Source organism: Stenotrophomonas sp. 220_Sma (assembly GCF_056487375.1).
Window position 1 is genome coordinate 1750359 of sequence record NZ_CM151348.1, and the last position, 14792, is coordinate 1765150.

10 protein-coding genes and 1 tRNA gene are annotated in these 14792 nt (G+C 65.4%); 8 read left to right on the forward strand and 3 right to left on the reverse strand.

Going from position 1 to position 14792, the window contains the following annotated elements; genetic code table 11:
* The first annotated feature begins 59 nt into the window (after positions 1 to 59).
* From recA to ACZLIB_RS08375, 5 genes are all read left to right on the forward strand, one after another.
* Positions 60 to 1097 carry a recombinase RecA gene (recA, locus tag ACZLIB_RS08355; protein WP_478469575.1) on the forward strand — a complete coding sequence of 346 codons (1038 nt, stop codon included), beginning with the start codon at positions 60 to 62 and terminating at the stop codon, positions 1095 to 1097.
* A gap of 110 nt (positions 1098 to 1207) precedes the next feature.
* Positions 1208 to 1699 (forward strand): recombination regulator RecX, encoded by a 492-nt coding sequence (recX, locus tag ACZLIB_RS08360; RefSeq protein ID WP_014036760.1) that lies wholly within the window; start codon positions 1208 to 1210, stop codon positions 1697 to 1699.
* Positions 1700 to 1808: 109 nt separating this feature from the next.
* Positions 1809 to 4457 carry an alanine--tRNA ligase gene (gene alaS / locus ACZLIB_RS08365; protein WP_478469576.1) on the forward strand — a complete coding sequence of 883 codons (2649 nt, stop codon included), beginning with the start codon at positions 1809 to 1811 and terminating at the stop codon, positions 4455 to 4457.
* Between the two features lie 147 nt (positions 4458 to 4604).
* The gene (gene csrA, locus ACZLIB_RS08370; RefSeq protein WP_004152909.1) at positions 4605 to 4808 is read left to right on the forward strand and encodes a carbon storage regulator CsrA; all 204 of its coding nucleotides are present in this window, start codon (positions 4605 to 4607) and stop codon (positions 4806 to 4808) included.
* Between the two features lie 78 nt (positions 4809 to 4886).
* Positions 4887 to 4979 (forward strand) — tRNA-Ser (locus ACZLIB_RS08375).
* A gap of 120 nt (positions 4980 to 5099) precedes the next feature.
* On the opposite strand, the gene ACZLIB_RS08380 is transcribed toward ACZLIB_RS08375, so the two are convergent.
* Positions 5100 to 7430, reverse strand: coding sequence for a TonB-dependent receptor (locus tag ACZLIB_RS08380; RefSeq protein WP_478469577.1), 2331 nt, complete (start codon positions 7428 to 7430; stop codon positions 5100 to 5102).
* Between the two features lie 139 nt (positions 7431 to 7569).
* Here ACZLIB_RS08380 and ACZLIB_RS08385 point away from each other — a divergent pair, with 139 nt between their 5' ends.
* The 3 genes from ACZLIB_RS08385 to ACZLIB_RS08395 all read left to right on the forward strand — a co-directional run bounded on the left by ACZLIB_RS08385 (position 7570) and on the right by ACZLIB_RS08395 (position 11396).
* The gene (locus ACZLIB_RS08385) at positions 7570 to 8508 is read left to right on the forward strand and encodes a helix-turn-helix transcriptional regulator (protein ID WP_049422688.1); all 939 of its coding nucleotides are present in this window, start codon (positions 7570 to 7572) and stop codon (positions 8506 to 8508) included.
* Positions 8509 to 8619: 111 nt separating this feature from the next.
* Positions 8620 to 10791 carry a TonB-dependent alcaligin siderophore receptor FauA gene (gene fauA / locus ACZLIB_RS08390; RefSeq protein WP_478469578.1) on the forward strand — a complete coding sequence of 724 codons (2172 nt, stop codon included), beginning with the start codon at positions 8620 to 8622 and terminating at the stop codon, positions 10789 to 10791.
* Between the two features lie 122 nt (positions 10792 to 10913).
* The gene (locus ACZLIB_RS08395) at positions 10914 to 11396 is read left to right on the forward strand and encodes a hypothetical protein (RefSeq protein ID WP_049422682.1); all 483 of its coding nucleotides are present in this window, start codon (positions 10914 to 10916) and stop codon (positions 11394 to 11396) included.
* Between the two features lie 51 nt (positions 11397 to 11447).
* On the opposite strand, the gene aceE is transcribed toward ACZLIB_RS08395, so the two are convergent.
* Positions 11448 to 14120, reverse strand: a complete 2673-nt coding sequence (aceE, locus tag ACZLIB_RS08400) for a pyruvate dehydrogenase (acetyl-transferring), homodimeric type (RefSeq protein WP_478469579.1) — start codon at positions 14118 to 14120, stop codon at positions 11448 to 11450.
* Positions 14121 to 14364: 244 nt separating this feature from the next.
* Entirely contained in the window at positions 14365 to 14664 is a 300-nt protein-coding gene (locus ACZLIB_RS08405) for a hypothetical protein (RefSeq protein WP_049422680.1), read from the reverse strand.
* Positions 14665 to 14792 lie beyond the last annotated feature (128 nt).

Sequence of the window (14792 nt, forward strand, 5' to 3'; positions counted from 1 at the left end):
CAAAGAAGACCCCCAAAGACAGCACCTCCAACGACACGACCTCTGCAAGGACCAATCCGATGGACGAGAACAAGAAGCGCGCCCTCGCTGCAGCTCTGGGCCAGATCGAAAAGCAGTTCGGCAAGGGCTCGGTGATGCGCATGGGCGACCGCGTGGTCGAGCCCGTCGAAGCCATCCCGACCGGTTCGCTGATGCTCGACATCGCGCTGGGCATTGGCGGTCTGCCGAAGGGCCGTGTCGTTGAAATCTACGGGCCGGAATCCTCGGGCAAGACCACGCTGACCCTGCAGGCCATCGCCGAATGCCAGAAGATGGGCGGCACCGCGGCCTTCATCGACGCCGAGCACGCGCTGGACCCGATCTACGCCGCCAAGCTGGGCGTGAACGTGGACGACCTGCTGCTGTCGCAGCCGGATACCGGCGAGCAGGCGCTGGAAATTGCCGACATGCTCGTCCGTTCGGGTTCGGTGGACATCCTGGTGATCGACTCGGTCGCCGCGCTGACCCCGAAGGCCGAAATCGAAGGCGAGATGGGCGACCAGCTGCCGGGCCTGCAGGCCCGCCTGATGAGCCAGGCGCTGCGCAAGCTGACCGGCAACATCAAGCGCTCCAACACCCTGGTGATCTTCATCAACCAGCTGCGCATGAAGATCGGCGTGATGATGCCGGGCCAGAGCCCGGAAACCACCACGGGTGGCAACGCGCTGAAGTTCTACGCCTCGGTCCGCCTGGACATCCGCCGTATCGGCGCGATCAAGAAGGGTGACGAGATCATCGGTAACCAGACCAAGATCAAGGTCGTCAAGAACAAGCTGGCACCTCCGTTCAAGCAGGTCATCACCGAGATCCTGTATGGCGAAGGCATCAGCCGTGAAGGCGAGCTGATCGACATGGGTGTGGATGCCAAGCTGGTCGAGAAGGCTGGCGCCTGGTACAGCTACGGTGAAGAACGCATTGGCCAGGGCAAGGACAACGCCCGCGGCTACCTGCGCGACAACCCGACGGTCGCTGCCAAGCTTGAAGCCGAGCTGCGCGAGAAGTTCCAGCCGACCGAAGCCAGCCGTGAGGAAGGCGACGACGAAGGCGACGACGAATAAGGCTTGCTGTGGGGCAGGGCGGCGCCGTCAGTGACGTCGCCCTGTCCCGCAGGTTCGAATCGCCCAGGGATGGGCTGGGCGCCACGGATGGCGCCACCCTTGGAGCACCGATGTCCGACGCCGACGACATTCCCACCGGCCGCAAACGCCGGCCGCGCGAGCAGACGCCCGTGCAACGAGCGCTGGGCCTGCTGGTCCGTCGCGAGCACTCGCGCAAGGAGCTCACCCGCAAGCTGACCGCACGCGGCATCGAAGACGAAGCCGCGCAGGCGGCTGTGGCCAAGTTGACAGAGGCCGGCTGGCAGGACGACACCCGTTTCGCCGAGAACCTGGTGCGGATGCGCGCCAACACCGGTTATGGGCCGATCCATGTCCGCGCCGAGCTGGGCACTCACGGCCTGGACAGTGCCGCGATTGCCGCGGCGATGGACAGCTACGAAGGCGACTGGCAGGAAAATGCCCGTGATCTGGTCCGCCGACGCTTTGGCGAGGCCGGTCCGCAGGACCTGACGCAGCGGCGCAAGGCCGCCGATCTGCTGGCCCGACGGGGCTTCGACGGCGACAGCATCCGCCGTGCGACCCGCTACGACCCGGATGACTGAGACTGGCGGCGCCGGGCCTGATACCCTTTAGGTTTTCGGCGGTCCCTCGCGACCCTGGCCAACGCGGCCGGTGGTCCGGGCCCGCCGGCCCGCAGACTGCCAGCCCCCAATGAACGCATCCGCCAAATTCACGACTTCCCAGATCCGCAGCGACTTCCTTGAATTCTTCAAGGGCAAAGGCCACACCATCGTGCCGTCGGCGCCGCTGGTGCCGGGCAATGATCCGACCCTGCTGTTCACCAACTCCGGCATGGTGCAGTTCAAGGACGTGTTCCTTGGCGCGGAGAAGCGCAGCTACGTGCGCGCGGCCGATGTCCAGCGCTGCCTGCGCGCCGGCGGCAAGCACAACGACCTTGACCAGGTCGGCTACACCGCACGCCACCACACCTTCTTCGAAATGCTGGGCAACTGGTCGTTCGGCGACTACTTCAAGAAGGATGCGATCGCCTGGGCCTGGGAACTGCTGACCCAGGTCTGGAAGCTGCCGGCCGAGCGCCTGCTGGTCACCGTCTACCAGACCGATGACGAAGCGTACGCACTGTGGCGCGACATGGTCGGCGTGCCGGAAGAGCGCATCGTGCGCATTGGCGACAACAAGGGCGCACCGTTCGCTTCGGACAACTTCTGGCAGATGGCCGACACCGGTCCGTGCGGCCCGTGCACCGAGATCTTCTACGACCACGGCGACCATATCGCCGGCGGCCCCCCGGGCTCCCCGGATGAGGACGGCGACCGCTTCATCGAAATCTGGAACCTGGTGTTCATGCAGTTTGACCGCCAGCCCGACGGCACCCTGGTGCCGCTGCCGGCACCGTGCGTGGATACCGGCATGGGCCTGGAGCGCCTGGCGGCGATCCTGCAGCACGTGCACACCAACTACGAGATCGATCTGTTCCAGGCCCTGATCCGCAAGGCATCCGAGCTGACCGGCACCGCCGACCTGGAAAACAAGTCGCTGCGGGTGATCGCCGATCACATCCGTGCCTGCTCGTTCCTGATCGTCGACGGCGTGCTGCCGTCCAACGAAGGCCGCGGCTACGTGCTGCGCCGTATCATCCGCCGCGCCCTGCGCCACGGCTGGATGCTGGGCGTGCGCCAGCCGTTCTTCAGCAAGCTGGTGCCGACCCTGGTCGAGCAGATGGGCGAGGCCTACCCGGAACTGCCGGCGGCGGTGGACACCGTCACCCGTGCGCTGCAGGCCGAGGAAGAGCGTTTCGCCGAAACCCTCGATGCCGGCATGAAGATCTTCGAGGACGTGGCCGGCAAGGCCAGCAATGGTGTGATCCCGGGTGTTGACGCGTTCCGCCTGTACGACACCTATGGCTTCCCGCTCGACCTGACCCAGGACATCGCCCGCGAGCGCGACCTGACCGTCGACATTGCCGGCTTCGATGCCGCGATGGAACAGCAGCGCGAGACCGCACGTGCAGCCGGCAAGTTCGGCGGCGGCGTGACCCTGCCGGCCGAGCTTGTGGCCACCCTCAGCCCGACCGTGTTCCTGGGCTATGACCGCCTGCAGGCCGACGGCCTGAGCGTGCTGGCCCTGCTCAAGGACGGTCGTCCGGTGCAGTCGGCCGATGCGGGTGATTCGGTCATCGTCATCACCAATCAGACGCCGTTCTACGCCGAATCCGGCGGCCAGGTCGGCGACACCGGCGTACTGACCGGTAACGGCGTGCGCCTTGCGGTGGAGGACACCCAGAAGTTCGCTGGCCAGTTCCATGGCCACGTCGGCACCCTGTCCGAAGGCGGCCTGAAGGTCGGCGATGTGCTGTCCGGCCAGGTCGATGGCGAGCGCCGTGGCGCCACCATCCTCAACCACTCCGCCACCCACCTGCTGCACGCCGCCCTGCGCGAAGTGCTGGGCACCCACGTGCAGCAGAAGGGCTCGCTGGTGGCGCCGGACCGCCTGCGCTTCGACTTCTCGCACTTCCAGCCGATCAGCGCGGAAGAGCTGGCCGTGATCGAGCGCAAGGTCAATCAGCAGGTGCGTGCCAACAATGCAGCCGAAGTGCACACCATGGGCATGCAGGAAGCGCTGGACTTCGGCGCGATGGCCCTGTTCGGCGAGAAGTACGGTGAGCACGTGCGCGTGCTGAAGATGGGTGACTACTCCACCGAGCTGTGCGGCGGTACCCACGTCAACCGTACCGGCGACATCGGCCTGTTCAAGATCACCTCCGAGGGCGGCGTCTCCGCCGGCGTGCGCCGCATCGAGGCGGTCACCGGCCAGGGTGCCCTGGACTACGTGGATGCCGAAGAGGCCCGCCTGGCCGAGGCCGCCGACCTGCTTGGCGGCAGCGCTGCCGACGTGGTCGAGAAGATCCGCGCCCTTGGCCAGCGCCAGAAGCAGCTGGAACGCGAGCTGGAGTCCGTGAAGGCCAAGGTTGCCGCTGGCGCCACCGCCGACCTGTCCGGCCAGGCCGTCGAGGTTGCCGGTGTGAAGGTGCTGGCGGCGCGCCTGGAAGGCTTCGACGCCAAGGCCCTGCGTGACGCCATGGACCGCCTGAAGCAGCAGCTGGGCGATGCGGTGATCGTGCTGGCGGGCGCCCAGGACGGCAAGGCCGCCCTGGTCGCGGGTGTGAACGGCAGCGCAATGGGCAAGGTCAAGGCCGGGGAACTGTTGTCCCATATCGCCGGTCAGATCGGGGGCAAGGGCGGCGGACGCCCGGACCTCGCCCAGGGTGGTGGCGAGGACGGGCCCGCCCTTGCCACTGCGCTGGCTGCAGTCGTCGAATGGGTCAGCCCCCGCCTGTGATGAACCTGGCCGTCCCCCTTCTTGTAGGAGCGGGACGGCTGACGGTACCATTGCGAATCTTTTCCCTTTGTCGTGGTAGCGCTTCTTGACGGAGCGTCAAGCCGGTGGGGGATACCCTTCCACACGGTTCCATGGAGACTTACAAAAATGTTGATCCTGACTCGCCGCGTCGGCGAAACCCTGATGATCGGAGACTCGGTGAGCGTCACCGTGCTTGGCGTCAAGGGTAACCAGGTGCGTATCGGCATCACCGCGCCGAAGGACGTCGCTGTGCATCGCGAAGAGATCTATCAGCGCATCCAGCGCGGTGACGAAGCCGGTGGCACCGGTAGCGAAAATTCTGCCGAATAACGCTTTACCTTCGCACTCGATTAACGTTATGATTCACGCCCCGCTGAGGTGCAACGCACCAGACGCGGAGAAAACCCCGGAGTGATGCCCGAGTGGCCGAAGGGGCTCCCCTGCTAAGGGAGTATAGGGTCAAAAGCTCTATCGAGGGTTCGAATCCCTCTCACTCCGCCAGATACAAAAAAGCGCCTGCAGATCCTCGATCTGCAGGCGTTTTTCTTTGCTCCAATACTCATCTCTGAATCACCATCCACCGATCATCGATCAGTGGATGGCGGCGAATCCTTTGTCCGCTCAAAGCTTCACCGTCACACCCACCTGGAAGCCTCGCCCGGGCAACGGTGCGATGTACTTCAACGGCGAGTTGTGCGGGCGTGCTTCTTCATTGAGCAGGTTGCTGCCGTTGACGAACACCTCCATGCCGGCGATGTAGCTGTTGCGTACCGGCAGCTCACGGCTGACCTGCAGGTCGACCAGGTTGAACGCGTCCAGTGGCACTTCCTCGCTGACATTGCGGCCGAGGTACTTCTGCGTGTCGTAGTAGGTGCTGGACAGCTGCGCCTTCCAGCCCTCGTGCTGCCATTGCAGGTTGGCACCGTAGCGGTTGGTCGGCATGTTCGGCAGGTACTCGCCGTCGTTGTGGGCACGCAGCGAATCGGGGTGGTCGGCCTTGTTCTTCACCAGGTCGGCGAAGGCGGAGACGTTCAACGTGCCATAGCGGCCCAGGTCCAGTGCCTGCGACGCATCGATCTCGAAGCCCTTCACCGTGGTGTCGGTCTGCTTCCAGTACTTCAGTGGCAGGCGGTTGGCGGTCTGCAGGCCGGAGTAGCCGAGGTAGAGGTAGTTCTCGTACCGCATCCGGTATGCGGTGGCGGACAGCTCGAAACCACCGAGGTGGAACAGGCCGGTCAGTTCCAGGTTCTTCGCGCGCTCCGGTTCCAGGTTCTGGTTGCCTTCTTCCTGTGTCATCACCGAATAGTGCGCGTTGCTGGCATACAGCTCGTTGATCTCCGGGGCGCGCTGTGAGGATGAGTAACGGATCTTGGCTGAGAACAAGGGGCCGAGCTCGACGTACGAGCCGAGGCTGTAGCTGTTGAGCCGGTAGTCGCGGTTCTGCAGTTTGGTGTTGGCGGCATTGCGCGCGGTCTTGAAGCTGCTGGGCTGCAGTGCGTGGTCGACGCGCTCGTGGCGCACGCCGGCATCGAAGGTGGCCCAGCCGAAGTCCAGCGTCTCCTTCAGGAACACCGCATTGCTGCGCGTGTCCACGTCCGGCAGGTAGCGCTGCGAGCCGCTGCCGGTGACATCACGCGACTGATGGCTGAAACCGAGCAGGCCGCTGAGAGGGCCGATGCGTTGATGGCTGAGCAGCAGCTCGGCCTGGGTGCTCTCGAAATCGTAGTCGTTGGCCTTGGTGGCGCCCAGCCGCTCGCCTGAGGTGTTGTCCAGCTTGGAAACACGGAGTTCCGCGCGCTCGAACCACGGCAGTGGATCACGCAGCAGGGCTTCCAGCGCGTAGCGCTGTTGCTTGATCACCACGCCCACCGGCAGGCCATCGGCATAGTTGGAACCGAACGACAGGTTCTGCATCGAGAAGCCCGGTACGCCGTACTCGCTGTCCTTGGCATCGATGCTGACACCCACGTAGCCACGGTCGAAGAACAAGGTCGAGCCGAAGGCCACCTGACTGTTGCGCGCATAGCTGTTGCCCAGCCGGTGATGGTAGTCGGGTGTGACATCGTTGTTGATCTGCTTCTGCACGTACGACGGCGTGCCGGGCACGTAGGCCGGGTTGACCGGATTGATGTAGGTGCGGCGCTGCCAGACCGAGGTCGGAGCGTTGGTGTAGAACGAGAAATCGCCGTCGGCCCAGTCCGGGTTCTCGGTCATGAACTGGTCGATGTATGGCTGCGAGGCTTTGTTGTAGATCTGCTGGACGCGCGCCTCTTTCTGGCAGGCGTCGGCCAGTGCCGAGTTGACGCCCCCGCCTGCCGGGAACAGCCCGGTGTTGCAGACGCTGGCCTTGCTGTTGCCGGGGATGTCGTAGTGCGAGATGCGCTGCCGCGACACCTGCAGATTGGTGGAGATGTTGCGCTGGTTGTTGAAGTTCATGCGGAAGCCCTGCGCGTCGGCCGCGTTGAAGCCCTTGCGCAGGACCAGTTCCATCGACTGATCCTTGTCTTCCATGCTGCGCGAGATCAGGCCCGAGTCGATCTCCACGCTGCCGCCGATCGCATTGCCGCCATAGCGCACGGTGTCGGAGGACTTGTTGACGGTGACGCTGCGTACGAACAGCGGATCGAACGGGATGTTGATGTCACCGCTGATCGCGTTCATGCCCAGAATCGATTGGCCGTCCTGCAGGATCTGCACACGGTTGCCGCTGAGGCTGCGGATGACCGGAGCGCCCGCGTTTGGCCCGAAGGCGCTGCTCTGCACACCGGAGACGTGTTCGAGCAGGCCGCCGAGGGTGCGGTTCTGCGCCTGCGGATTGTCGACGGTGACCCGGCTGTCAATGCGCGAAGGCTGGGTGGCCTGGACCTGGAGGGTGGGGAGGGTGGGTTCGTCCGCGGCCTGGGCGGTGTGGACGGCGAACAGAATGGCTGCAGCAAGGAGATGGCGGCGCATGACACGATCCGTGAACTTGATGTGAAATGTTATAACGTAACTCTTTGTATCGACAAGGGCGGATTGGGCCTTGCCACGAAGGCTGGATATGAGAACGGTTCTCATATGAGAATGGCGGGTGATTCTTCACGGGCGCACCATGCACAGCCTCACCCTCGCCGACCTGGACCGCCTGGGCCGCAGCAGCGGCTTCCGCTATCGGCTGCCTGCACTTGCGTCCGCCGCGGATTCGGGCGCGCTGTGCGTGGTCGAGGGCAGGGTGGAACAGCGCTGCTTGCGCCCTGGCATCAGCCTGGCGCTGTCGGACGTGGTCGCGCATCAGCCGTTCGAGGCGACTTCGGAGGCACCCCCGCCGTTCGCTGCGATCGTGATGCTGGAAGGTCGCGCCGGAGCACGCCTGGAAGGGCAGGCTGTGATCGGCATGAACCGCGGCGCCGGCGCGATGGTGTTGGCCGATGCCACCCCGATGACTGCGATTCATCCGGCCGGTCAACGGATGCGCAGTCTGAATGTCTCGCTGGATGCACCGGCCGAGATGGATGATCCGGTGATCAGCGAACTGCTGTTGCAGGCGCATCGCCATGGTCGCCGGCGGCTGCACAGCTGGCAGGTACCCGCGCATCTTGAACATGCCGCCGAACAGTTGCTGTCGGGGACCTGGCAGGGCGCAATGCATGCGCTGCTGTGCGAGGGTGTGGGCCTGCAGATGCTGGCGATGGCGTTGGGTGCGCCTGCCCAGGAGGCATCGCCGGACCAGCGTGTTTCAGCACGTGATCGCCGCATGCTGCAACGGGTGATCGACTGCCTACAGGCATCACCTGCGGCTGACCACAGCCTGGAGGATCTGGCGCGCCTGGCCTGCATGAGCCCGAGCAGCCTGCGGCTGAAGTTCCAGCAGGTGCACCGGTGTTCGGTGTTCGCCTGGCTGCGCGAGCGGCGCCTGCAGCTGGCCTGCGAGCAGCTGCGGCAGGGCTGCAGCGTGCAGCAGGCCGCACATTTCGTCGGCTACCGGCACGCCACCAATTTCGCGACCGCATTCCGCGCGCGCTACGGCATAGCGCCCAGCGAGCTTCGCTGAGTCCGGACCACCGTCGGCAGTGCGCATACGCCTGCTGCGTCCGCGCATACGTACGCTCACGCTCAAATGACAATAATTCTCATCCAGCCTTTCCTTCCCGCTGGATCTCCCATGCCTGCCTGTTTCCGCCCGTGTGCCCTGGCTAGCGCCATCGGCACGACCCTGGCGCTGTTCAACGCTGCCCACGCCGCCGAACGCACTCCGTCCGTAACGCCTTCCCAGCTTCCAACCGTGCAGGTCACGGCCGACCTCGATGGCAGCACCGAAACGTCGCGTTCCTACACCACCGACTCGATGGGCACGGCGACCGGACTGTCGCTGACCTCGCGGCAGACCCCGCAATCCGTCAGCGTGGTCACCCGCCAGCAGATCGAGGACCGTGGCCTGCTCAGCACCGCCGATGCCCTGGCGACCGCGCCCGGCATCTCGGTCACGCGCAGCGATGCCAACCGCTACTCGTTCTCCGCACGCGGCTTCGACATCGACAACTACCAGTTCGATGGCGTGGTGATGCCGGTGTTGTCGCCATGGAACTTCGGCGAGAACAATCTGGACATGGTGGTGTACGACCGCATCGAGATCGTGCGCGGTGCCAATGGCCTGATGACCGGCGCCGGCAATCCCTCGGCGGCAGTGAACTACGTGCGCAAGCGCCCGCTGCGCGAGTTCGCTGCCAGTGGTGGCATCAGCCTCGGCAGCTGGGACGCACGGCGCGCGTGGGCGGATGTGTCCAGCCCGCTGAGCCGGGAAGGGCGTGTGCGTGGTCGCGTGGTCGCTGCGCAGGCAGAGGGCGACAGCTACACCGCTGGCCTGGACAGTACGGCGAAGACGCTCTACGGCGTGGTCAGCGTGGACTTGGGCGAGGACACCGGGTTGATCGCCGGCATCTCCTACCAGAGCAACGACAACCGCGGCTTCGGCAGCGGCTTCGCGCTGTTCAACGCCGATGGCACGCGTACCCGCTTCGACCGCTCGGTATCAGCCACCGCGCCGTGGGCACGGATGAGCACCGATACCCGCAACGGTTTCTTCGATTTCAACCATCGTTTCAGCAACGACTGGCAGGCGCGCGTCTCCTACAGCCGATCGCATACCGACATGGAAATGAAGCATCTCTATCGCGGTGGCTACCCCGATCCGGTTACCGGCGCCATGCCCAATGGCAACAGCTTCACCCGCTACGACGGTCCGGTGCGCCGCGAAGCGATCAGCGCCAGCCTGACCGGTCCGTTCCAGCTGTTCGGCCGCCAGCACACTGCGTCCATCGGCTGGTCGCGCTCACGCGATGAAATCGCGCTGGGGCAGTACCGCGCGCTGGCGCCGCTGCCGCCGTTGGCCAGCTATCTGGACTGGCACGGGCCGGGCACGCCGGAGCCGACGTGGGCCAGCAGCAAGACCCAGGCCGATGACCTGGACAACCATCAGAGCGGTGCCTACGCGGTGGCGCGGCTGTCGCTGGCCGATCCGCTGCACGTGATCGTCGGTGGCCGCATGAGCAACTGGGAGACCGACCAGGTCTACTTTGGCACCAAGCGGAAGTACCGCTACCGCAACGAGTTCGTACCGTATGCCGGCGTGGTCTGGGATTTCAACGGCTACAGCAGCGTGTACGCCAGCTACACCGGCATCTTCAAGCCGCAGAACAACCGCAACGAATCCGGGCAGATCCTCGATCCGGTCAGTGGCCGCAGCTATGAGCTGGGCCTCAAGGGCAGCTGGCTGCAGGAGCGCTTGAATGCGTCGGCGGCGCTGTTCCGCACCCAGCAGGACAACCTGGCCGAGGCCACTGGTGGTCTGGTCGAAGGCAGCACGCAGGCGGCCTACCGTGCGGTGAAGGGCGCAACCGTGGATGGCCTGGAACTGGAGCTGGCCGGCGAGCCGCTACCGGGCTGGAGCCTGGGTACCAGCTTCACCACCTTCATCGCGCAGGATGCACAGGGACGGGCGATCAACACCGCCAAGCCGCGCAGCCTGTTCAAGCTGTTCACCACCTGGCGGCTGCCGGGTACCTGGGATCGGCTGACGATCGGCGGTGGCGTGGACTGGCAGAACCGCATGTACCAGACCGCCACCGCGCCAGGGAATCGCCGTGTGCCGGTGGAGCAGCCCAGCTACGCGCTGGTGAACCTGATGGCGCGCTATCAGTTCAGTTCCCACGTCTCTGCGGCGGTCAACATCAACAATCTGTTCGACCGCCACTATTACTCGCAGATCGGCTTCTACAATCAGGGCTGGTACGGCGCGCCGCGAAACGTGATGTTCACTGTGAAGGTTGGCTATTAAGGCACGGCGTTGCCCTCCGTTCAGCGCCCTGCCTTGTGCGGGGCGCCGATGCTGTGCAGCATCCGGATGCTGCGCCCCACAGTGCTTCACGCAGCGTCCTCTTCACGGGAACGGAGCAACGTATGAAGCTGTTGTCCGCTGTGTTGTTGTCTGCGCTTTCACTCCCCGCCGTTCCGGCGCTGGCAATGGAGGCATCTCCTTCGCCGCTGTTGGGGCGCTGGTCGCTGGATATCGCCACGTCCGCGCTACCCGAAGCGCAGCGCCCGAAGCATGTGGTGCTTGAGTTCAAGGACGCCGGTGCGGGGCGTTGGAGTTCACACGTGGACATCGTCCTGCACGACGGCAAGACCATGAAGTCCGACGGCACGCTGGCGCTGGACGGCACGCCGGGGCCCTTGTCCGGCACCTATGGCGCAGACAAGGCCAACCTGAAACTGCCAGCGCCGAACACCCTGGTGATGCAGCTGGTGGACCACGGCACGCCGGCCTCCACCCGTATCTATACCGTCGCGGCCGACCGCTCGACGATGACCGAGACCAAGGCGTTCTACGGCCACGACGGTACGCCGATCCTGCAGACCAATCTGTTCAAGCGAATGCCCTAGCGTTGCCGCCGGCACCACGCCCGTAGAACGGGCGTGGTGAATGCAGCAGCCTTACACCGCAGCCGGGTCGCGCTTGCCGGTGTCGATGCCGTACCTGTCGATGGCGTCCTGCATCCGCGCGCGCTCGATGCGGCCTTCGTCGGCCAGCGACTTCAAGGCGGCCAGCACGATGAAGTGGCGATCCACCTCGAAGAACGTGCGCAGCGACTCACGCGTGTCGGAGCGCCCGAAGCCATCGGTGCCGAGCGCGGTGAAGCGGCGGTCGTTGATGAAGGGACGGATCTGGTCGCCGACGATCTTCATGTAGTCGGTGGCCACCACCACCGGGCCTTCATGGCCCTGCAGGCACTGCTGCAGGTAGGGCACGCGGGGCTCCTCGGCAGGATGCAGCAGGTTCCAGCGCTCGGCGGCCAGGCCATCGCGGCGCAGTTCGGTCAGGCTGGTCGCGCTCCACACATCGCTGGCGATGCCGAAGTCCTGCTGCAGCAGTTCTGCCGCGGCTTCCACTTCGCGCAGGATCGAACCGCTGCCCATCAGCTGCACGCGTGGCTGCGAGTCGCTGTCGGCGGCCGCCGGGTGCAGCAGGTACAGGCCCTTCAGGATGCCGGCCTCGGCGCCCTCGGGCAGCGCCGGCTGCGGATAGTTCTCGTTGAGTACGGTGATGTAGTAGTAGATGTCTTCCTGCTCGACGTACATGCGGCGCAGGCCGTCGTGGATGATCACCGCCAGCTCGTAGTTGTAGGTCGGGTCGTAGGACACGCAGCTCGGGATCACCGACGACAGCACGTGGCTGTGGCCGTCATCGTGCTGCAGGCCTTCGCCCATCAGCGTGGTACGGCCGGAGGTGGCGCCGAGCAGGAAGCCGCGGGTGCGCGCATCGGCGGCGGCCCAGGCCAGGTCGCCGACGCGTTGCAGGCCGAACATCGAGTAGAAGATGTAGAACGGAATCGTCGCCAGCCCGTGGTTGCTGTAGGCGGTACCGGCGGCGATCCACGAACAGATCGCACCGGATTCGTTGATGCCTTCCTGCAGGATCTGGCCGTCCTTGGCTTCCTTGTAGTAGCTCAGCTGGCCGGCATCCTGCGGGGTGTACAGCTGGCCCAGGTACGAATGGATGCCGATCTGGCGGAACAGGCCTTCCATGCCGAAGGTGCGCGATTCATCGGGCACGATCGGAATCACCAGCTTGCCCAGTTCCGGGTCCTTCAGCAGGCTGGTGAGGATGCGCACGAAGCCCATGGTGGTGGACTGGCCGCGATCGCCGCTGCCCTGCAGCTGGGTGTTGAAGATCGACAGCGGCGGCAGCGGCAGCGGATCGACCTTGGCCAGGCGCGCCGGCAGCTGCCCGCCCTGGATGCGGCGGCGTTCGGCGAAGTAGGTCGCCTCGGCGCTGCCCGGCTCCGGACGCAGGTACGGCATGTCCTCCAGCTGGTCGTCGCTGACCGGCAGGTTGAAGCGGTCACGGAAGGCGCGCACCGCGTCGGCGCTCATCTTCTTCAGCTGGTGGTTGATGTTCTGGCCTTCACCGGCTTCACCCATGCCGAAACCCTTGACCGTCTTGGCCAGGATCACGGTGGGCCGGCCGCTGGTGTTCACTGCCTGCTGATAGGCAGCGAACACCTTCTGCGGATCATGGCCACCACGCGCCAGCGCCCAGATGTCGTCGTCGCTCATGTGCGCGACCAGTTCCAGCAGTTCGGGGTAACGACCGAAGAAGTGCTCGCGCACGTAGGCACCGTTCTGCGACTTGAAGGTCTGGTAGTCGCCGTCCACGCATTCCATCATGCGCTGGCGCAGCAGGCCGCTGTGGTCGCGGGCCAGCAGGTCGTCCCAGCCGCTGCCCCAGATCAGCTTGATCACGTTCCAGCCAGCGGCGCGGAAGGTGCCTTCCAGTTCCTGGATGACCTTGGCGTTGCCACGCACCGGACCGTCCAGGCGCTGCAGGTTGCAGTTCACCACGAACACGATGTTGTCCAGCCGCTCGCGGCCGGCCAGCGAGATCGCCGCCAGCGATTCGGGCTGGTCCATCTCGCCGTCGCCGAGGAAGGCCCAGACTTTGCGGCCCTGGTGTTCTTTCAGGCCGCGGTATTCCAGGTAACGCATGTAGCGCGCCTGGTAGGCGGCGGTCAGCGGGCCCAGCCCCATCGACACGGTGGGGAACTGCCAGAACTCCGGCATCAATCGCGGGTGTGGATACGAGGACAGGCCTTCGCGCCCGGCTTCACGGCGGAAGTTGTCCATGCGCGCCGGATCGATGCGGCCTTCCACGTACGCGCGGCCATAGATGCCCGGCGCGGAGTGGCCCTGGATGTAGATCATGTCGCCGTCGAAGGTGTCGGTACGGCCACGGAAGAAATGATCGAAGCCCACGTCGTACAGTACTGCCGCCGACTGGTAGGTGGCGATGTGGCCACCGACGTTGGAATGCTTGCCGGCACGCAGCACCATCACCATCGCATTCCAGCGGATCATCGCGTTCAGGCGGCGCTCGATGGCCAGATCACCCGGGTAGGCCGGCTGGCGCTCGGGCGGGATGGTGTTGACGTAGGCGGTCCAGGCACGGGTATGCAGGTCGCCGTGCTGCTGTGCATCCAGCTCGCTGAGCTGGTCGATCAGGTAGTGCGCGCGCGGCCGGCCACCGGTCTGCATCACCGCTTCCAGTGATTCACGCCACTCGCGGGTTTCCAGCGGATCGGTGTCGAAGGGAATGAGCGCTTGGTTCATGACTGTCTCCAGAGGGCGCCGGTCGGACGTCTGCCTGGGCGACAACACCGGCAGGGCGCACAGCACTGGAGCGGGGTCGCAACGGCGGGGCCGTGACGCGAAGGGCGACCGTGGCGGCCGCCGAGAAGACAAGCGTAGGCCCGGCCACCCGGCTTCGATAGGCGGGCCCGGCTTGGGTCTCTGGCAAGCAAGGGTTGGCACGGCGCGCCGTATCATGGGCGGGCGTGCTGGGTGCGGCCGCTGATCAGGCCGGTGACAGGCCCGGGAAGAACATCGGGATGACCGCCACACCAATGCCCAGCAGGCACCAGGCCACGATCGGCAGCCAGCCCGAGAGCTGCTGGCAGCGTTCCGGCAAGCGGCGTCCTCCGATCCACAGCAGCAGGGTGAGCAGGCCCAGCGCGTAGGCGAGGGCGACGACCACCGGATGCACGTGGACGACACGGCTGGGCGGCCACATCTGCTGCTGGTAGGCGGTGGTGTGGGCGACCAGCAGCAGGAACAGCAGGCTGCTGAGGGTGTTGATGGCGGTGCGGGCGTTCATTGCGGGGCACTCCTTGTGCCGGCTGCTGGAAACTGCAGGGGCGGCATTCTAGCGGCTGCGTGCCGGCAGTTGAAACGCCACTGTCATCGATGGCCGTCACCCTGCGGGGCTTTCCAGCCTTGGGGTGG